This window comes from Paramixta manurensis, assembly GCF_013285385.1.
In the GTDB taxonomy this organism is placed as follows: domain Bacteria; phylum Pseudomonadota; class Gammaproteobacteria; order Enterobacterales; family Enterobacteriaceae; genus Paramixta; species Paramixta manurensis.
Genome location: NZ_CP054212.1, coordinates 1,637,095 through 1,656,125 on the forward strand (window position 1 = coordinate 1,637,095; position 19,031 = coordinate 1,656,125).

A 19,031-nucleotide genomic window follows, 5' to 3' on the forward strand; every position below is an offset into this window, starting at 1 on the left:
AGATACGAAAATTCATTAACTTTCTGTTACACCAAACTTTCTATTGGACAACAAAATCAAGGCAGAGTTTCTTGCTAAGTTTTGTTATATTTTCAGCGTTGTCAGGAGAGAAGTACTTTCACATTTGAGGTGGTTATGAAAAAAATTGCATGTCTTTCTGCACTGGCTTGTGTACTGGCTGTGTCCGCTGGTTCCGCAATGGCTCAAAGCACCGTTTCCGGTGGTTACGCGCAGAGCGATTACCAGGGTGTGGCTAATAAAGCTAACGGTTTCAACCTGAAATATCGTTATGAGAACGGCAGCGATCCGCTGGGTTGGATCGGCTCTTTCACCTACACTGAAAAAGATCATACCTCAGGCGATATTTACAATAAAGGCCAATACTATGGCGTCACTGCAGGTCCTGCTTATCGTTTGAACGATTGGGCAAGTATCTACGGCGTGGTCGGTATCGGTTACGGTAAATTCCAGCAGAACAACCAGGTTGTTCGTGATAAGTCTGACACCAGCGATGTTGGCTTCTCTTACGGTGCTGGTATGCAGTTCAACCCGGTTGAAAACTTCGCGGTTGACGTTGGTTACGAGCAGAGCCGTATCCGCAGTGTTGACGTTGGCACCTGGGTTGCTGGCGTAGGCTACAGCTTCTAATCAGGCAGCCTCTTCAGGCCAGTTTTTCTGGCCGGTATGAAAAAATCCGCCCAATGAGGCGGATTTTTTATGCTTAAAATTTGTCTTGCGCCAGGCGCGCATAATTGACGCGCTTTAAGGCAAAGTTGGTCACATATATCGGCGGCGCCTTTTGTGATGAAATAAACCGATAGCGTGGCACAATCTGTTTACTGTTAATCCCTGTCCATTGTGAAAACAGCGCTAAGAAATCATTGGCGGAACGCGCCGCGTTAATCACCTGATGACGGCTATCCAGGCTCGACAGAATCATCATGGGTACTTGAAAGTTTTGCTGATACTTATCATCGTGCATCAGATATTCGTTCTTACCGCCTTTCGCTTTCAACGCCAGACCGTGATCGGAAAAGTAGATCATCGAATAGCTTAGGCCACTGTTTTGCAACTGTTGGCGTAACTGTTGTAGGAAATGGTCGGTCTGCGTGACGCTGTAGAGGTAGCACGAGGTCTCCGCCGAGTGAACGAAAGTGGCGTATTGCCCGCCGGTGCGGTCGCAAGCTTTAGGATGTGAGCCCATCAGATGAAATATCACTAAGCGCGGCGCATCGACCGGTTGTTTCAGCGCCTCGGGTAACAGTGTAAGTAGATCATCATCACGGGTTTGTTTATCGGCTTCAAAATCACCGTTTTTAAGAAAGTGCACATGCATGGCGCGATGCGCGATGCTGGAAATAGCCGTATCGTACTTGCCAATTTGTCCTTGGTTGGAAAGCCACCAGGTTTCAAAACCGGCACGGTTTGCCAGGGTAATGATACTGTCCTGATACAATGGCTGACCGTTTTCGACCAGGTTCAACGTCAAACCGAGCGATTTTTGCGTGGAAGAGGCGGCAGAAGTGTAGTGGGTAAAAAAGGTGCCGACGGTCTGGCTGGCGAACGGAGTATTGTCCCATCTGCCGCCAAACGCACCCAGCGCGTCACGCCGCGCACTTTCACCAATCACAATGACATAGATTTGCCGGGTCGGCTTAACCGCAGTGATCTGCCAGTCATCCGGTACAGAGGTAAGGTTTTTCATGCGGGCTAATTCGCTGTCCACCGTCAGTTTACTCTCTACCGTATCACGCACAAAGCGCGCCACCGGATAACCCGCATCGACCAGGCTAAACGGCCAGCCAGCCAATTTATTCAGCGTCGGCTGAGTTAACCAGGCCACGACCACAAACGCCAGACAAGCGCTTTCAATATGCGACCACGACTTGGGTGGCGGCAATTTACGGCGCAATGCTAACAGTCCGCAGCTAATAATCGCCAGTCCCATTAGGTAATCGCGCGGCGGGAAAATACCGATCATTTCGCTGGCTTCTTCCGGGTTGGTCGAGTGCAACGCCAGCAAGGTATTGAAATTGGGTGGCCCATATAACTGGCCGAACGGATAATAACAGCCGGCCACCAGCGCACACACCATAATCAGCCCTTTTTGCAGCCCAATTGCGCAATTGCCTAATAAGATGAGGAGGGCGGTAAAAGCCAGGGTGTACAACAGGCTGATGGGATAGCCGAGCGCCAGGTTAATCAGCAGAGAAAGTAGTAAATACAGCCCAATATAGGGGCTTAATAACTCACGACAGCGGGTTAACGCCGTAGACTTAATCAGTGTCAGGTTCATTTTTAATCTTAAAATGACGCAAAAAAACGCATCTTCACGGTGATTGAAGACGTATCAGCCTGATACAGCTCGTGGAGGGTGGAACCAGGAGGGGATTTGTTGCCGCTTCTGCCAGCACTCTTACGAAAGGCATGGCAAGATAATCCTCGCTTGCGCGAAAGGCAATTGGCTGTTGTCACATTTCTGTCAAATACGGACTAAATTTTTTTTAAAGCTTACGCTGCCGGTTTATCAGCGGATTTGGGGGCAGTTAACATCTCCAACAGCATCAGCCGTAACGTGAACGGCGACCGGCTAAATAAACGTAATAATAAGGGCGCTTTCATGGCGCTAACCTCCGGCGATGCGCAACATGGCATCATTTTTCGACTCATTTGCATGGTGTTATCCCTTATGGCGGCGGCTAAAGAGCAAACAAAGCGCGCCAATGAACAGTAAGAACATCATTAACAGCAGGAAGGGGGCATTCATATTGACCTCCAAAACCGGAATAATGATGTGGTCGCTTAATGAACAGGTATAGCACAGGCTATATCGTATAGCCAGTGCTATTTACCAGAAAATTTGTGCTTCGTTCATCATCGTTTACAATGTGGCACCAACAGACCGGCAGGGAAGTACCAACGCCGGTTAATAAGATGAGGAAGCTGAATGAGTCGTCGCGCAAAACCCGGGGCAGCCAGCCTTAACGGGTCATTAAAAGAGATCGAGGAACATGTTGAAGGTTTTCGACAGGTTCGCGAAGCGCATCGCCGTGAATTAATTGATGACTATGTTGAGCTGATTTCCGACTTGATCCGCGAATTTGGTGAGGCCCGTCAGGTCGATATGGCGGCGCGTCTCGGCGTTTCGCAACCGACGGTGGCGAAAATGCTGAAGCGTTTAGGAACCGCGGGCTTCGTGGAACAAGTCCCTTACCGCGGCGTTTTCCTGACCCGTGAAGGGGAGAAACTAGCGGAAGAGAGCCGCGCCCGTCACCATATTGTGGAAATGTTCTTACTGGCGCTGGGAATCAGCCCGGATACGGCACGTCGGGATGCAGAAGGCATTGAGCACCACGTGAGCGATGAAACCTTGGCGATCTTCGAAAAATTCTATCAGAGCCAGCGCTAGCCCTGGCGCTGTTTTGGCGCGATATTATGGTAACGCTCTTTAAGCCGTTTTTGCACGATCGCTTTTTGCACTTGATGGTTATTTTGGGGATTGTTCTTGCCATTTTCGCGCCTTTCCGGCTAACGGAATTACCCGGCGCGGTGGATTGGCACACCTTAATTACGTTGTGCGGTCTGCTGATACTGACCAAAGGAATTGAACTGAGCGGCTATTTTGAGGTGTTGGGCCGCCGGGTGATCGAATACTTTCAACATCAACGCGCTCTGGCGTTAGCGTTGGTTGCCGGTGCCGCGTTACTTTCCACTTTCCTTACCAATGACGTCGCGCTGTTTATTGTCGTGCCGTTGACACTGACACTGCGTAAATTTTCTTCGCTGCCGGTTTCCCGGCTCATCATTTTTGAAGCACTGGCGGTTAACGCTGGCTCCTTATTAACGCCGATCGGCAATCCGCAAAATATTCTGTTGTGGGGGCATAGCGATCTCTCCTTTTTCGGCTTTATTTGGCAGATGCTGCCGCTGGCCAGCGCGCTGATGGTGTGCTTATTGGCGCTGACATGGTTTTGCTTTCCGGACCACATTATTCAGCGTCACGCACCGGAGGAGGCGCAGGGGTGGCAACGGCGTTTATTATGGCTCAGCGTGCTGTTATACCTGCTGTTTATTGCCGCGCTGGAGTGCCGGTTTGCCGGATGGGCGCTGATCGTGGTTATCGCCGCCTATCTGCTGATGGCGCGCCAGGTATTACTGCGTATTGACTGGAGCTTACTGACGGTATTTATCGCCATGTTTATCGATGTCTTTTTATTAACCCGGTTACCCGGCGTACATGCCGGAATGACGCAGGCCGCGCACTGGAGTGACGGGGCGCGTTATCTGGCCGCCATTGGTCTCTCGCAGGTGATTAGTAACGTACCGGCAACCATTTTGTTGCTGCCGTTTATGCCCGCCAGCCAACTGTTTGCCTGGGCGGTCAATATTGGCGGATTTGGTTTGTTGCCGGGCTCGCTGGCAAATCTGATTGCGTTACGGATGGCGAAAGAACGGCGTATTTGGTGGCAATTCCATCTATTTTCTCTGCCAATGTTGTTGATCGCGCTAGTGCTCGGTTGGTTAATTTATTTAACCCTTCGTGCGGCGTAGTGCCGGAGTGTTCCTGAAATCAGCCGTGACACTGGCATTTGTCATTTTTCTTCCTATTGTTAAATCTGTCTGAATCTTTAAGGGCTCGGTTTGAGCCCATATTGAATGATGGAAACTATGGCAAATTCAAACGATAAACCGACTGATGATCAACAGCATCACCCTGATGAACCACACACGTCTAACCGCCAAGACGAGGAAAAGCAACCACAAGATCAGGATGAGGCGGAAGAGCAGCCGCGTAAACGACCGGGAAAAAAGCCGCTAATTATTCTGGCGATCGTGGTGGTGGTTATGTTGGTGGTGGCGCTGTTCTTTTGGCTTACGACCCGCAATGAAGAAACCACTGACGATGCCTTTACCGAAGGTGATGCGGTTACCATTGCCCCAAAAGCCTCTGGCTACGTGGTAAAACTGCTGGTTAATGATAACCAGCGGGTGAAAAAGGGCGATTTGTTAGTGCTCATCGACCCGCGCGATAATACCGCACAGCGCGATCAAGCCAAGGCCCAATTGGGGTTGGCGCAGGCGCAATTACATCAGGCGCAGGCGCAGTTGGCGCTCTCCCGCGTGCAATATCCGGCACAGCGTGATCAGGCGCTGGCCGATCAGGCGCGAGCGCAAGCCAACCTGCTGAATACGCAGGCGGAGTATCGGCGTCAGAAAGGTGTCGATCCGCGCGCCACTTCGCAAAGTAATATCGATAGCGCCAGCGCGCAACTACGCTCGGCGCAAGCGCAACTTCAGAGTGCCAAAGCGCAGGTTGAGGTCGCGTCGCAGGTTGAACTGCAAATTCGTCAGCAGGAAACCAATGTTGAAGCGCGGCAACAACAAGTCGAACAGGCGCAGGCGCAATTGAATACCGCAGAACTCAATCTCTCGTATACCGAAGTGCGCGCGCCTTACGACGGTTTTGTCACCAAGCGTAACGTGCAAACCGGTACTCTGGTACAGGCGGGCACCGCGCTATTCTCGCTGGTTTCGCCCAACGTTTGGGTGACAGCTAACTTCAAAGAGTCGCAGTTGGAACGCATGAAACCGGGCAATAAGGTGCAGATTAGCGTCGATGCGTGGCCGGATATGAAGCTGGAAGGTCACGTCGATAGCGTGCAGATGGGTTCCGGTTCGCGCTTCTCGACTTTCCCGGCGGAAAACGCCACCGGTAACTACGTCAAAATCGTTCAACGCGTACCGGTTAAAATCGTCATTGATAAAGGTCTGGATCCGAACAAACCGTTACCGCTTGGTCTTTCGGTGGAGCCTAAGGTGACGGTGGAATGAGTCAAAACCAAAGCTGGAAACCGGCCAGTAATCCCTGGCTGGTGGCAATTATGGTCACTCTGGCGGTGTTCATGGAGATCCTGGACACCACTATTGTCAATGTGGCGCTGCCGCATATTGCCGGCTCACTCTCCTCCAGCTATGACGAATCGACATGGGTTCTCACCTCTTACCTGGTGGCGAATGGCATCGTGCTGCCAATTTCCGCCTTCTTTAGCCGTTTATTTGGTCGCAAACAGTTTTTCCTGATCTGTATTGTGATGTTTACCATCTGCTCATTCCTGTGCGGTATTGCAACCGAGCTGTGGCAAATCATCCTGTTTCGTGTGTTGCAGGGCTTTTTTGGCGGCGGGTTACAGCCGGTTCAACAGTCGGTATTACTGGACTATTTTAAAGCTGAAGATCGCGGAAAAGCCTTTGGGCTCTCTTCAATTGCCATCATCGTGGCGCCGGTCATCGGCCCAACGCTCGGCGGTTGGATCACCGATAATTACAGTTGGCGCTGGGTGTTTTTTATCAATATTCCGGTTGGGATTTTGACGGTGTTGGCGATTTATCAACTGTTGGAAGATCCGCCGTGGGAGCGTAAATGGGCGAAAGGGAAGCTAAAAATCGACTATATCGGTATTTCCCTGATTACTTTAGGTCTTGGATGTCTGCAGGTCATGCTTGATCGCGGCGAAGATGAAGATTGGTTCTCGTCCGGGTTTATCCAACTGTTTACTGTTTTCACCGTGATTGGCATCGTCGGCGCCATTTATTGGTTGCTGTATGCCCGTAAGCCGGTGGTAGATATTCTGGTGATGAAGGATCGCAACTTCGCCGTTTCCGGCCTGTTGATGGCCGGTATGGCGATGATGCTGTATGGCAGCTCAGTGGTGTTACCACAACTGGCACAGCAGGATTTAGGTTATACCGCCACCTGGTCGGGGTTGGTGCTTTCACCCGGAGCGGTGCTGATCGTGATGACCATTCCGCTGGTGTTGAAGTTAATGCCAATTGTGCAGACGCGATGGATTATCGCCTTTGGCTTCACCTGCCTGGCGTTGGGGTTCCTCTACTCTTCGACGCTCACGCCCGATGTTGATTTTATGACGTTAGTGATGATGCGGAGCGCGCAATCCATTGGATTGGGATTCCTGTTCGTACCGCTGACCACCGTGGCGTTTGTGACCATTCCACAGCGCTTAAATGCGGATGCCTCGGCGCTATTTACCATGTTCCGTAACGTGGCGGGCTCGATCGGTATTTCGCTATCAACCGCTGCCATTACCGAACGTGAGCAAACGCGTAGCGCGCATATGGTGCATAACCTATCGCCGTTTAATGAGCCGTTTAATATCACCTTGCAGCACTGGAGCGCAGCGATCCGCGATTTTAGTCGCGCTATCGGCGACCCGATGACACAAGCCAGCGGGCAGCTCTACCAGGAGATGATTGCCCAGTCGCGCATTCTGGCCTATATCGATGTGTTTACCGGATTGAGTATTGTGGCCTTTATTTTGATTCCATTTTGTTTGCTGCTAGCGCCAATTAAGAGCGAAGGCAGTGCAGGAGCACACTGACATGAATGTGACGATAGCCGGAAATTCACCTGCGCGCATTACCCGATTGGTGGTTTTTACGCTGATGTTGTCCGGTTGCGCGGTGGGTCCCGACTACCAGGCGCCAACAGCGAAAACCGCCGCTGAATTTAACACCATGCAGTCAGGCGAGAATTCGCAGCCGCAGGCGACACAAACCAATCCAAATTGGTGGAAAGCGTTTAATGATCCACAACTGGATAGCCTGATTGCACGCGCGATTAGCGGCAACCTGTCGCTACAACAGGCGGTGCTGCGTATTGCCGGCGCCCGTGAACAACTTTCGCAAGCGCGTGGCGGTTTCTTCCCGTCGCTGAATGGCAGCGCGGCGGTGACACGCCAGCAATTAGGGGTAAAAGGCGAGCTGGAGTCGAATGGCGTGTATGACCAGGTTGATCAAGTAGCACCGGACCTGCGTTCTTCTCTGGATGGTTTATCTAAACCCGTCACACTGTATCAAGGCAGCTTCGACGCCTCTTGGGAGCTGGATTTGTGGGGCAAAGTCCGCCGTCAGGTAGAAATGGCGGGCGCGCAACAGCAGCAATCGGTAGAGGAGCGTAACGATGCGCTGGTGTCGCTGGAGGCGGAAGTGGCGCGTGCCTGGCTGCAACTGCGTGGCGCGCAGGCAGTGAGCCAGACGCTGCAAACCCAAATCGAAGTGGCTTCACAGACGTTGGAATTGACGCAGAGCCAGCAAAGCCACGGACTAGCGCCGCAAATGGATGTGGAAAACGCCCGCGCGCAATTGAGTTCGTTACGCGCGCAATTGCCGCAGTATGAGGCACAGGCACGGCAGGCAATGAACGGCCTTGCGGTATTAGTTGGTAAACCGCCGGGCGCGCTGGACGCGGAACTGATGGCCAGCAAACCGTTACCGGCGCTACCGAAGGCGGTAGCGGTTGGCGTACCTTCCACGCTGGCGCGGCGGCGTCCGGATGTGCGACAGGCTGAAGCCAGCCTACATGCGGCGACTGCCAATATCGGCGTCTCGGTGGCCGATCTCTTCCCCAGTCTCTCGCTCACCGGGCAATTTGGCGTGCGCAATACCGATGCCAGTTATCTGGATAACTGGAGCAGCCATTTCTACAGTTACGGCCCCTCGCTCTCGATTCCAATTTTCCAGGGCGGACGGTTGGTCTCCAGCGTAAAACTGGCGCGCGCGCAGCAGGCTAACGCGGCGCTGAACTATCGGCAGACGGTGTTGACCGCCTTACAGGATGTCGAGAACGCGCTAGTCAGTTATCGAACCGATCAGGAGCAAGTCACCCATCTGGATGAAACGGTTGACGCGCTGCAACATACTTTTGATTTAGCGAGCGATAGCTATCGCAAAGGTTTGTCTACGTTCCTCAATGTACTCGACGCGCAGCGTCAACTGGCGCAGGCGAAACAGCAAGCCGCGCAGGCGCGGGTGCAGTCGAGCCTCGATCTGGTGGCATTGTATAAAGCGCTCGGCGGCGGTTGGGAGCCTTATCAAAACGTGACGTTACCGGATTACCCGGTATTTGGCGCCGCAACCAGCGGCGATGTTGATGCCAGCCAAGTCCGTTAAGGCAAACCGCGTATCTCTCTACGGGTCGGCAGTGTTCGCCGACCCTTTTTTTATGGCATAATGCGCGCTGATTCACATTCACACTCCTCAAACGTAAGGCAATCCCTGTGCTAGTTTCCAGCAATGTCACCATGCAGTTTGGCAGTAAGCCGCTGTTTGAAAATATCTCTGTCAAATTTGGCGGCGGCAATCGTTATGGTTTGATTGGCGCTAACGGCAGCGGTAAATCTACCTTTATGAAAATCCTCGGCGGTGATTTAGCGCCGAGCGCGGGCAATGTGTCGCTCGATCCGAATGAGCGTATTGGTAAGCTGCGCCAGGACCAGTTCGCCTTTGAAAAGTACAGCGTGCTGGATACGGTGATCATGGGGCATGACGAACTGTGGCAGGTGAAGGAAGAGCGCGACCGTATTTATGCGCTGCCAGAGATGAGCGAGGAGGATGGCTATAAGGTTGCCGACCTGGAAGTGCGGTATGGCGAAATGGATGGCTACACCGCGGAAGCGCGCGCCGGCGAGCTGTTGCTGGGGGTGGGGATTCCGCTGGAACAACATTATGGCCCGATGAGCGAAGTCGCGCCCGGCTGGAAATTGCGTGTTTTGCTGGCGCAGGCACTGTTCTCCAACCCCGATATTCTGCTGTTGGATGAACCGACCAACAACCTGGATATTGATACGATTCGCTGGCTGGAACAGGTGTTAAATGATCGCGATAGCACCATGATCATCATTTCGCATGACCGCCATTTTCTGAATATGGTTTGTACCCACATGGCCGATCTGGATTACGGCGAGTTACGCGTTTATCCGGGCAATTACGATGAGTATATGACGGCGGCGACCCAGGCGCGCGAACGTCTGCTTTCCGATAATGCGAAGAAGAAAGCGCAAATCGCCGAGCTGCAATCCTTCGTTAGCCGTTTTAGCGCCAATGCTTCGAAATCCCGTCAGGCCACCTCACGCGCCAGACAGATTGACAAAATTAAGCTGGATGAAGTGAAAGCGTCCAGCCGCCAAAACCCATTTATCCGTTTTGAACAGGATAAGAAGTTATTCCGTAATGCGCTGGAAGTGGAAGGGTTAACCAAAGGGTTTGATGGCGAACCGCTGTTTAAGAACCTGAAGTTGCTGCTGGAAGTGGGCGAGAAGATGGCGGTGCTCGGCGCTAACGGGATCGGTAAATCCACGTTGTTAAAAACGCTGGTTGGCGATCTACAACCGGACAGCGGTACCGTGAAGTGGTCTGAAAATGTGCGTATTGGCTACTATGCACAGGATCACGCCGCTGATTTTGATAACGATCTCAGCGTGTTCGATTGGATGAGCCAATGGAAACAAGAGAACGATGATGAGCAGGTGGTGCGCGGGATTTTAGGCCGGTTGCTGTTCAGCCAGGATGAAATCAAAAAACCGGCGAAAGTGCTTTCCGGTGGCGAAAAGGGCCGTATGCTGTTTGGTAAATTAATGATGCAGCGTCCGAATATCCTGATTATGGATGAACCGACCAACCACCTCGATATGGAATCGATTGAGTCGCTGAACATGGCGCTGGAAATGTATGAAGGGACGCTGATTTTTGTTTCGCACGATCGGGAGTTCGTCAGTTCACTGGCTACGCGCGTCCTGGAGATTACTGCCGATAAAGTGATCGACTTTACCGGTGATTACGACGATTACCTGCGTAGCACAGGGTTCGAATAACCGGCTAATGGGCTGGGCGGCGCGGTAAGCGTTGCCCGGTTTATCCTCTCAAAGGGCGACCGCCTGATTTTTTCCGCTATTTTTCGCCTGATAAAGCGCCTTATCGGCCTCGGCAATCAACTGATCTTGCGCGGCGCTATCCCGTCCGGCGATGGTGGTATGTACCCCAATACTGATCGTCACCACTTTTTCCGCCACGCTACTCTTCTCATGCGGAATACCTAACCCGGCAACGTCTCTCACCATCTGTTGCGCCAGCAGCAACGCATCCGCCGCGTGGGTATTCGGTAGCACGATGGCAAACTCTTCACCGCCATAACGTGCAACCAAATCATCCGGCTGGCGTTGATGTTGTTGCAGACAGGCGGCCACCTGTTTTAAACAATGGTCACCGGCCTGATGCCCGTAGTGATCGTTATAGTTTTTAAAGGTATCGACATCAATCATCAGCAGAGAAAGTGGTGTTTGCTGACGCGAGGAGCGCTCAATGCTGCGCTGTAGCCAGAGATCAAACTGACGTCGATTTGCCAGCCCGGTCAGGCCATCGATCAGGGCCAGCGATTGTAGCGTGCGGTTCATGGCGGTGAGTTGATCACGCACTGCGGTTAATTCGAACTGGTTTTTCAGATTGAGATGGATATGCCGCAGAACAATAAAGCCAAATAAAAACAGTAATAGCAGTAGCACGACACTTAACATCGCGAAAGTAAATGCGTCAGCGCCCCAAGTGCGCCAGATTTGCTGTTTGTCATAGCCGGCGACCACCACCAGCGGATAACGTTTCAGACGTGAGTAGCCAAAGATACGCTCCCGACCATCAAGCGCTGAGCGATACATGGCCGCACCGGCGGAGGATGTTTTAAGTAGCCGGGTAAACAGTGGGCTGGCTGACAGGCTCTTGTTAATCAGTGTGTCGCTCAAGGGGCGTGCGTAGAGGATATTTCCGTTGGCTTTCATCAAACCGAGAATGTCATGTTCGCCAAGGTTGTAGTAATCGTAGACTTGGCGGAAGAAATCAATGCGTATTGTGGCAAGCAGTACGCCGCGAAATGTGCCATCGAAATTATTTAGCCGCATTGAAACCGGAATAATTAAGTTGCCGCTCGAACGGCTGCGCACCACATCGCCAATATGAACCTGGTTATCACTATGTTTCAGATGGTATTGAAAGTATTCACGGTCCGCGTTATTCGCGTTAGCCGGTAGGGCGCTGGCAGTACTGACTATCCAGTTGCCCTCGGTGTCATAGATAAACAGCCCGTCCAACTGCGGGAGTACCGCTTTGCGCTGCAAAAGCTGCTGGGTCAACGCAGCGGATTGATGGCGAAGCCCAACAATATTGATCCGGTCGCGTAAGTCTTGCAGCGTCAATTCAGTTTGGAGAAAGGTATCGCCAGCCTGGCGCGATAACGAGATCGAGAGATTGCGCGCGTTATCTTCTGTCGAGCTCAGCATCCGTTGCCATGAACTCCACAACGTCCAACCGTTGACGGCGAGTACGGCGCTACTTATCACCACTAAAAATATCAGCATCATCTGGCGCAACATTGATTTTGATACGCCAGCAACGACACCGGTTTGTTCAGTCATCGTCGGTATTATCCAAAATTATCAACGCGTCATAGGTAAAATATAGCCTCAATCGGCAACTCATGCCGACGCCGGGCCAAGCGCCCCGGCGCGTTTTTCGAGATGGGTTCAACAGGAATAATTTAGCGGGAGCAGACTTCACAGGCAGGATCTTTCGCCACTTTCAATTCACGAAATTGCAGTGTCATGGCGTCATACATCACCAGCTTTCCGCCTGGTGATTCGCCGTAGCCAGCCAGCAGCCGGATAGCTTCCATTGCCTGTAGCGAGCCAATCACGCCAACCAGCGGCGCCATCACACCCGCTTCGACACAGGTCAGCGTCTCGGCACCAAATAACCGGCTGATACAGCGATAACAGGGCGTATTCTTTTGCCAGGTAAACACGCTAATCTGCCCCTCCATACGAATCGCCGCCCCGGAGACTAGCGGCACTTTGTGGCTGAAACAGAGGCGATTAAGTTGCTCGCGCGTTGGCAGATTATCGCTGCAATCAAGAACCAGATCGTGTTGCTGAACCACTGCATCCAGCGCTGTGTCATCTAACTGCGCGTCAATTGCCGTCAAAGTACTGTGCGGATTAAGCGCCGCCAGACGTTGCTGTGCTGACGTCACCTTGGCAATACCGATAGTGGCGTCGGTATGCAGGATTTGTCGTTGTAAATTGGAGAGGGAGACGGTATCAAAATCCAACAACGTCAAATGCCCAATTCCGGCAGAGGCTAAGTATTGCGCGGCGGCACAGCCAAGGCCGCCGAGGCCAACAATCAGGACACGCGCCGCCTTGAGTTTCTCCTGGCCGTCAAAGTCAAAACCGCGCAAAACAATTTGACGGTTATAGCGCAGGGTTTCACTGTCGGTCAGTTCCGGGCGCATCTTAGCCTCCCAGCAATGCGTTAAATGGCTCGATCTCTACCCATTCGCCGGCTTCTACCGTACCGCGCTCACGCTCCAGTACGATAAAGCAGTTGGCGAGGCTAAAGGAGCTGAACACATGCGAGCCCTGATGCCCGGTGGAACGTACCGTGAGTTCGCCATCCGCGCCACGGCTTACAATACCGCGTTGAAAATCAAGGCGGCCCGGTGTTTTCTTCAACGGTTGTTCAGCGCGGGCGCGCTGACGCGGCGGCAGAGCGGCGTGGTGTTGCCCACTAAGCTTCGCCAGTAGCGGCTGAACCAGCTGGTAAAAGGTCAAGGCGGCGGACACCGGGTTACCCGGTAACCCGCAAAACCAACTAGTATGTAACCGGCCAAACGCGAAGGGTTTACCGGGCTTGATCGCCAGTTTCCAGAAAGAGATTTGCCCCAGTTCATCCAGCATGGCCTTGGTATAATCGGCCTCGCCGACCGAAACGCCACCGCTGCTAATCACTACGTCAGCGTGCCGATCGGCTTCAATAAAGGTGGCGCGTAGCGCGGCGGGGTCGTCGCGAATGATGCCTAAATCCAGCACCTCGCACCCCATGCGTTCCAACATCAGGCGCACGGCAAAGCGGTTAGTATCGTAGATTTGCCCGGCTGCCAGCGGCTCGCCGACCGGCTGTAACTCATCGCCGGTGGAAAATACCGCGACACGTAGCTTGCGTAGGACACGAACCTGACCGATCCCAAGCGAAGCCAGCAGCGGTAACTCTGCCGCACCGAGTTTGACGCCTGCTGCCAGCACGCTGGCGCCTTGCTGAATATCTTCACCCGGCAGGCGGATATTTTGCCCGGCTTCCGGTGTAACGGTAAAACGGACGCCATCGGCGTCGCTCTCGGTCTGCTCCTGCATCACCACTGCCTCAGCGCCCTCCGGCAGCGGTGCGCCGGTCATAATGCGAATGCAACTACCGTCCGGCCAGGCGCCGCTGAACGGGTTCCCGGCAAAAGATTTACCCGCGACCGGCAGTGGCACGCCGCTGGCGACGTCGGCCAGCCGTACCGCGTAGCCATCCATTGCGGAGTTGGCGAATGAGGGGACATTGACCGGTGAAATAACCGTTTCCGCCGTAATTCGCCCTGCGGCGGCGGTAATGGCGATATCTTCGGCATCAACAATAGGCGTAAGCTGCGCCAGCATTTTGCTCTGCGCCTCTTCGAGCGAAATTAATCCGGCAGTGAAACATTCCATAGGGCCTCCGGCCATTACTCTTTCTGATGGCGCTTATTATGGCGCGAAAACGCCGAGGGATCATCCCGCCTGAACATTCGGTTATTATTTACAACCTAAAGTTATTATCAGCAGGCAAACATTCCTCTTTACATCCCCTTAACGGCTACCTATAGTCAAAAATCGCTGAAAATTAACAATGGCAAGCTAACTCAGTGTTTTTCATGCTGATTTAATTCACAGGACAAGCGAATTATGAGTAGAGCGGTAATCGCGATTCATGGCGGCGCGGGAGCCATTGCGCGAGCGGCGATGAGTGCGGAAAAAGAACGCGCCTATATTGAGGCGCTTTCATCGATTGTGGCGCATGGACAACGTCTGCTGGCCGCAGGCCATAGCGCGCTGGATGTGGTGACCGAAGCGGTTCGCCAATTGGAAGAGTGTCCCCTATTCAATGCGGGCAAAGGCGCGGTCTTCACTCATCAGGGCACCCACGAGTTAGATGCCTGTGTAATGGATGGGCGTACGCTGGAGGCGGGCGCGGTTGCCGGGGTTTCCCGGCTGCGCAATCCGGTACTGGCAGCGCGTGCGGTGTTGGAAAACAGCCCGCATGTTTTACTGATCGGCGAAGGCGCGGAAAAGTTCGCCCAGGCTCAGGGCCTTGAGCAGGTCGAGGCCGATTTCTTTTTTACCCAGCAACGTTGGGATCAGCTACAGCGAGCGCTGTCTTCGCAGCAGGTGGTGTTGGATCATGGCAGCGCGCCTTCAGGCGTGGACGACCCGCTCGACCCCGATCGCAAGTTGGGGACCGTGGGCGCGGTGGCCTGCGATCTTAACGGTAATCTGGCGGCAGCGACATCGACCGGCGGCATGACCAATAAACAACCCGGCCGGGTTGGCGACTCGCCACTGCCCGGCGCAGGCTGCTATGCCAATAATGCGAATGTGGCGATCTCTTGTACCGGCGTTGGCGAAGTCTTTATCCGTACCCTGGCGGCGTATGACATTGCGGCATTAATGGAGTATGCCGGGTTATCGTTAAAACAGGCCAGCGACCGCGTGGTGTTGGATAAATTGCCGGCACTGGGCGGCGAGGGCGGCATGATCGCCGTTGATCGCGATGGCAATGTGGCGCTGCCGTTTAACAGCGAAGGTATGTATCGCGGTTATGGGTATGTTGGCGACGAGGCGGTGGTGGGAATTTACCGTGAGGCTTGAGGAGAACGCATGAATCAGCCGGATGCGATAGAAACCTTACCGGAGGATCGGGTGCTGGCGGTACGCGATCTAAGCGTTAGCTTTCAGCAGCAAGGTAGAGTGACCGAAGCGGTACGAGGACTTTCTCTGGAGGTCAATCGCGGTGAAACCCTGGCAATTGTCGGTGAATCCGGCTCCGGGAAGTCGGTGACCTCGCTGGCGTTAATGCGCCTGATCGAACAGGCGGGCGGCACGCTCGAACAGGGTGAAATTTGGCTGCGCCGTCGTAACGGTCAGGCGATAGATTTAGCCCAAGCGCGGCAATCGCAGATGCGCACTATTCGCGGCGCCGATATGGCGATGATTTTTCAGGAGCCGATGACTTCGCTTAACCCGGTCTTTCCGGTTGGCGAGCAGATTGCCGAATCCATCCGTTTACATCAGGGGAAAAGTCATCAGCAGGCGTTGGCGGAAGCGCGCCGTATGCTGGACTTGGTACGAATTCCGGAAGCGAAACAGGTTCTCACCCGTTACCCGCATCAACTTTCCGGCGGCATGAGGCAGCGGGTGATGATCGCGATGGCGTTGTCGTGTAAGCCGGCGTTATTGATTGCCGATGAGCCAACGACGGCACTGGATGTCACCATTCAGGCGCAGATTTTACAACTGATCCGCGTGCTGCAAAAAGAGATGGAAATGGGGGTGATTTTTATCACCCACGATATGGGCGTGGTCGCGGAAATGGCCGACCGGGTACAGGTGATGTATCGCGGTGAAGGCATTGAAAGCGCGGAGGTTAACACCATTTTCCGGCAGCCGCAGCAGGCCTATACCCGCGCGTTATTGGCCGCGGTGCCTAAATTAGGCGCGATGCGTGGTCAGCCGCTACCGGCGAAATTCCCCTTATTGAACGATGAAGGCGCCAACGCGTCACAGCCGCAAAATACGGTGTTGGCGGAGGGCGCGCCGATCCTTCAAGTTCGTGATTTGGTGGCGCGCTTCGATATTCGTGGCGGTCTGTTTAATCGCGTGATGCGCCGGGTACACGCGGTCGAAAAGGTCAGTTTCGATCTCCGCCCCGGCGAGACGCTGGCGCTGGTTGGCGAGTCTGGCTGCGGGAAGTCAACCACCGGACGAGCGTTACTGCGGTTGGTTGAAAGCCAGGGCGGCAGTATTACCTTTAACGGACAGCGTATTGATCGTTTAAAAAATAGTGAACTGTCGCATTTACGGCGTGATATTCAGTTTATTTTTCAAGATCCCTATGCCTCGCTCGATCCACGGTTGACGGTTGGTTACTCGATTATGGAGCCGTTACTGGTGCACGGCGTGATGAAGGGGCGCGAGGCAGAGCAACGCGTTGCCTGGCTGCTGGAGAAAGTGGGGTTGCAACCGGAACATGCCTGGCGCTATCCACATGAGTTTTCCGGCGGGCAGCGGCAGCGTATCTGCATTGCGCGTGCGTTGGCGCTTAATCCGAAAGTGGTGATCGCGGATGAATCCGTTTCGGCGCTGGATGTTTCTATTCAGGCGCAAATCGTTAATTTAATGCTCGACCTACAACGAGAGTTTGGCATCGCTTTCTTATTTATTTCTCACGATATGGCGGTGGTCGAGCGAGTTAGCCATCGCGTCGCGGTAATGTATCTGGGGCAAATTGTTGAGATTGGCCCGCGCCAGGCGGTGTTTGAAAACCCGCAGCATCCGTACACGCGAAAATTAATGTCGGCGGTACCGGTGGCAGAACCAGGCCATCGGCGGCGGGAACGACCGTTGCTGGTGGATGAAATCCTCAGCCCGATCCGGGCCCTCGGTGATGAACCTAATGTCGCCCCATTGGTAGAAGTTAGCGCCGGGCATTTTGTCGCCCGCCATGCGGTAAATGGGGCGTGAGCGCGTTTCGCATAATAATGACAGGGACTACAGGAGAAGAAAGCATATGACCAGTAAACAGACACGTAAATGGTTGTTAACCGCCGGTTTGCTCGGCAGTTTTGCCGCGCTTCCTGCCTGGGCGGCAAAAGATGCGGTGATTGCGGTAGGGTCGAATTTCACTACGCTGGACCCGTATGATGCCAACGATACGCTTTCGCAGGCGGTCGCCAAATCATTTTATCAAGGGCTGTTTGGCTTTGATAAGGACATGAAACTGACCAATGTGCTGGCGGAGAGTTACCAGGCCAGCCCGGATGGGTTAATTTACACCATTAAACTGCGTTCCGGCGTCAAGTTCCAGGACGGTACCGATTTCAACGCCGAAGCGGTGAAGGTCAACCTCGAACGCGCCAGCGATCCGGATAACCATCTCAAGCGTTATAATCTGTTTAAACAGATTGCAACCGTAGAAGCGGTTGATCCCACCACGGTAAAAATCACCTTAAAAGAGCCGTTCTCGGCCTTTATCAATATCCTGGCGCACCCGGCTGCGGCGATGATTTCGCCTACCGCCCTGAAAAAATACGGTAAAGAGATTGGTTTCCATCCGGTGGGAACTGGCCCTTATCAGTTCGTCACTTGGAACCAGACCGATTTCGTTAAGGTGAAAAAATGGGACGGTTACTGGAAAAAAGGCTATCCAAAGCTTGATAGCATCACCTGGCGTCCGGTGATTGATAACAATACGCGCGCGGCGATGCTACAAACCGGTGAAGCGAACTTCGCTTTCCCAATCCCTTACGAACAGGCAAAGTTACTGGCGAAAAACAGTAAGCTGGATTTGGTAACGACGCCATCCATTATGCAGCGTTACATCAGCTTAAACGTGACGCAAAAACCGTTTGATAACCCGAAAGTGCGTGAAGCGATTAACTATGCCATCAATCGCCAGGCGTTAGCGAAAGTTGCGTTCGCCGGTTATGCCACGCCAGCAACCGGCATCGTGCCGCCTGCGATTGATTTCGCACAGCACTATCCGGCGATAGAGTACAACCCGGCTAAAGCGCGTGAACTGCTCAAAGAGGCGGGCTTCCCAAATGGGTTTACCACCACCTTGTGGTCTTCGCATAACCACAGTACCGCGCAGAAAGTCTTGCAGTTTACTCAACAGCAATTGGCGCAGGTGGGAATAAAGGTACAAGTCAGGGCGATGGATGCCGGTCAACGCGCGGCGGAAGTAGAAAGCAAAGGGCAGAAAGAGAGCGGTGTGCGAATGTTCTACACCGGCTGGTCTGCCTCTACCGGCGAAGCGGATTGGGCGTTAACGCCGCTGTTCGCGACGACTTCCTGGCCGCCTGCGATCTTTAACACCGCGTTCTACAGCAATCCAAAAGTGGATAAAGATCTCACCGATGCGTTGAAAACGACCGAGCGGGGTAAGAAAGCGCAACTGTATAAAGATGCGCAGGATACCATTTGGAAAGATCAGCCGTGGGTGCCGTTAGTGGTGGAAAAACTGGTTTCAGCGAATACTAAATCGCTCAGCGGTTTTTACGTGATGCCGGACACCGCCTTTAGTTTTGATGACGCCGATCTGAAGTAATGCCGTCA

Annotated in this window: 15 protein-coding genes; 10 read left to right on the forward strand and 5 right to left on the reverse strand. The window is 53.4% G+C overall.

All coding sequences use genetic code 11. The features are described 5' to 3' along the window. Positions 1 to 135: 135 nt before the first annotated feature. Entirely contained in the window at positions 136 to 648 is a 513-nt protein-coding gene (gene ompX / locus PMPD1_RS08005; protein ID WP_173633537.1) for an outer membrane protein OmpX, read from the forward strand. A gap of 73 nt (positions 649 to 721) precedes the next feature. Here the strand turns inward: ompX and PMPD1_RS08010 are convergent, their stop codons facing one another. Continuing rightward, a complete protein-coding gene (locus PMPD1_RS08010; protein WP_173633538.1) occupies positions 722 to 2,296 on the reverse strand; it encodes a phosphoethanolamine transferase in 1,575 nt (524 codons plus the stop codon). 215 nt (positions 2,297 to 2,511) lie between these two features. Then, on the reverse strand, positions 2,512 to 2,676 hold the full coding sequence (locus tag PMPD1_RS22915) for a hypothetical protein (RefSeq protein ID WP_494338256.1): 165 nt from the start codon (positions 2,674 to 2,676) through the stop codon (positions 2,512 to 2,514). Positions 2,677 to 2,947: 271 nt separating this feature from the next. On the opposite strand from PMPD1_RS22915, the gene mntR reads away from it, so the two are divergent. The 6 genes from mntR (at position 2,948) to PMPD1_RS08040 (ending at position 10,667) form a co-directional block, all read left to right on the forward strand. Continuing rightward, the gene (mntR, locus tag PMPD1_RS08015) at positions 2,948 to 3,409 is read left to right on the forward strand and encodes a manganese-binding transcriptional regulator MntR (protein ID WP_173633539.1); all 462 of its coding nucleotides are present in this window, start codon (positions 2,948 to 2,950) and stop codon (positions 3,407 to 3,409) included. A 26-nt stretch (positions 3,410 to 3,435) separates the two neighbouring features. Then, positions 3,436 to 4,551 (forward strand): SLC13 family permease, encoded by a 1,116-nt coding sequence (locus PMPD1_RS08020; RefSeq protein WP_173633540.1) that lies wholly within the window; start codon positions 3,436 to 3,438, stop codon positions 4,549 to 4,551. A 117-nt stretch (positions 4,552 to 4,668) separates the two neighbouring features. Then, entirely contained in the window at positions 4,669 to 5,832 is a 1,164-nt protein-coding gene (locus PMPD1_RS08025) for an HlyD family secretion protein (RefSeq protein ID WP_435529720.1), read from the forward strand. Continuing rightward, positions 5,829 to 7,397, forward strand: a complete 1,569-nt coding sequence (locus PMPD1_RS08030) for a DHA2 family efflux MFS transporter permease subunit (RefSeq protein ID WP_173633541.1) — start codon at positions 5,829 to 5,831, stop codon at positions 7,395 to 7,397. The genes PMPD1_RS08025 and PMPD1_RS08030 overlap by 4 nt, the downstream gene beginning before the upstream one ends. Before the next feature lie 64 nt (positions 7,398 to 7,461). After that, positions 7,462 to 8,967 (forward strand): efflux transporter outer membrane subunit, encoded by a 1,506-nt coding sequence (locus PMPD1_RS08035; protein WP_494338258.1) that lies wholly within the window; start codon positions 7,462 to 7,464, stop codon positions 8,965 to 8,967. A 107-nt stretch (positions 8,968 to 9,074) separates the two neighbouring features. Then, positions 9,075 to 10,667 carry an ABC-F family ATPase gene (locus tag PMPD1_RS08040; RefSeq protein WP_173633543.1) on the forward strand — a complete coding sequence of 531 codons (1,593 nt, stop codon included), beginning with the start codon at positions 9,075 to 9,077 and terminating at the stop codon, positions 10,665 to 10,667. Between the two features lie 48 nt (positions 10,668 to 10,715). Here PMPD1_RS08040 and PMPD1_RS08045 read toward each other — a convergent pair whose 3' ends face one another. The 3 genes from PMPD1_RS08045 to moeA form a co-directional block, all read right to left on the reverse strand. Beyond that, positions 10,716 to 12,257 carry a sensor domain-containing diguanylate cyclase gene (locus PMPD1_RS08045; protein ID WP_173633544.1) on the reverse strand — a complete coding sequence of 514 codons (1,542 nt, stop codon included), beginning with the start codon at positions 12,255 to 12,257 and terminating at the stop codon, positions 10,716 to 10,718. Positions 12,258 to 12,379: 122 nt separating this feature from the next. Further along, entirely contained in the window at positions 12,380 to 13,132 is a 753-nt protein-coding gene (gene moeB, locus PMPD1_RS08050; RefSeq protein ID WP_173633545.1) for a molybdopterin-synthase adenylyltransferase MoeB, read from the reverse strand. A gap of 1 nt (position 13,133) precedes the next feature. Then, the gene (gene moeA, locus PMPD1_RS08055; protein ID WP_173633546.1) at positions 13,134 to 14,369 is read right to left on the reverse strand and encodes a molybdopterin molybdotransferase MoeA; all 1,236 of its coding nucleotides are present in this window, start codon (positions 14,367 to 14,369) and stop codon (positions 13,134 to 13,136) included. A 234-nt stretch (positions 14,370 to 14,603) separates the two neighbouring features. On the opposite strand from moeA, the gene PMPD1_RS08060 reads away from it, so the two are divergent. The 3 genes from PMPD1_RS08060 to gsiB are packed head-to-tail and all read left to right on the forward strand — an operon-like array spanning position 14,604 to position 19,023. Then, the gene (locus tag PMPD1_RS08060) at positions 14,604 to 15,566 is read left to right on the forward strand and encodes an isoaspartyl peptidase/L-asparaginase (protein WP_173633547.1); all 963 of its coding nucleotides are present in this window, start codon (positions 14,604 to 14,606) and stop codon (positions 15,564 to 15,566) included. A gap of 9 nt (positions 15,567 to 15,575) precedes the next feature. Further along, positions 15,576 to 17,438: a glutathione ABC transporter ATP-binding protein GsiA gene (gene gsiA, locus PMPD1_RS08065; protein WP_173633548.1), complete on the forward strand. Its 1,863-nt coding sequence runs from the start codon at positions 15,576 to 15,578 to the stop codon at positions 17,436 to 17,438. A 46-nt stretch (positions 17,439 to 17,484) separates the two neighbouring features. Then, positions 17,485 to 19,023, forward strand: a complete 1,539-nt coding sequence (gene gsiB / locus PMPD1_RS08070; protein ID WP_173633549.1) for a glutathione ABC transporter substrate-binding protein GsiB — start codon at positions 17,485 to 17,487, stop codon at positions 19,021 to 19,023. Positions 19,024 to 19,031: the final 8 nt, after the last annotated feature.

Coding starts and splice junctions, on each gene's coding strand:
- ompX (WP_173633537.1), top strand. CDS start 136: ATGAAAAAAATTGCATGTCTTTCTGCACTGGCTTGTGTACTGGCTGTG.
- PMPD1_RS08010 (WP_173633538.1), bottom strand. CDS start 2,296: ATGAACCTGACACTGATTAAGTCTACGGCGTTAACCCGCTGTCGTGAG.
- PMPD1_RS22915 (WP_494338256.1), bottom strand. CDS start 2,676: ATGCAAATGAGTCGAAAAATGATGCCATGTTGCGCATCGCCGGAGGTT.
- mntR (WP_173633539.1), top strand. CDS start 2,948: ATGAGTCGTCGCGCAAAACCCGGGGCAGCCAGCCTTAACGGGTCATTA.
- PMPD1_RS08020 (WP_173633540.1), top strand. CDS start 3,436: ATGGTAACGCTCTTTAAGCCGTTTTTGCACGATCGCTTTTTGCACTTG.
- PMPD1_RS08025 (WP_435529720.1), top strand. CDS start 4,669: ATGGCAAATTCAAACGATAAACCGACTGATGATCAACAGCATCACCCT.
- PMPD1_RS08030 (WP_173633541.1), top strand. CDS start 5,829: ATGAGTCAAAACCAAAGCTGGAAACCGGCCAGTAATCCCTGGCTGGTG.
- PMPD1_RS08035 (WP_494338258.1), top strand. CDS start 7,462: ATGTTGTCCGGTTGCGCGGTGGGTCCCGACTACCAGGCGCCAACAGCG.
- PMPD1_RS08045 (WP_173633544.1), bottom strand. CDS start 12,257: ATGACTGAACAAACCGGTGTCGTTGCTGGCGTATCAAAATCAATGTTG.
- moeB (WP_173633545.1), bottom strand. CDS start 13,132: ATGCGCCCGGAACTGACCGACAGTGAAACCCTGCGCTATAACCGTCAA.
- moeA (WP_173633546.1), bottom strand. CDS start 14,369: ATGGAATGTTTCACTGCCGGATTAATTTCGCTCGAAGAGGCGCAGAGC.
- PMPD1_RS08060 (WP_173633547.1), top strand. CDS start 14,604: ATGAGTAGAGCGGTAATCGCGATTCATGGCGGCGCGGGAGCCATTGCG.
- gsiA (WP_173633548.1), top strand. CDS start 15,576: ATGAATCAGCCGGATGCGATAGAAACCTTACCGGAGGATCGGGTGCTG.
- gsiB (WP_173633549.1), top strand. CDS start 17,485: ATGACCAGTAAACAGACACGTAAATGGTTGTTAACCGCCGGTTTGCTC.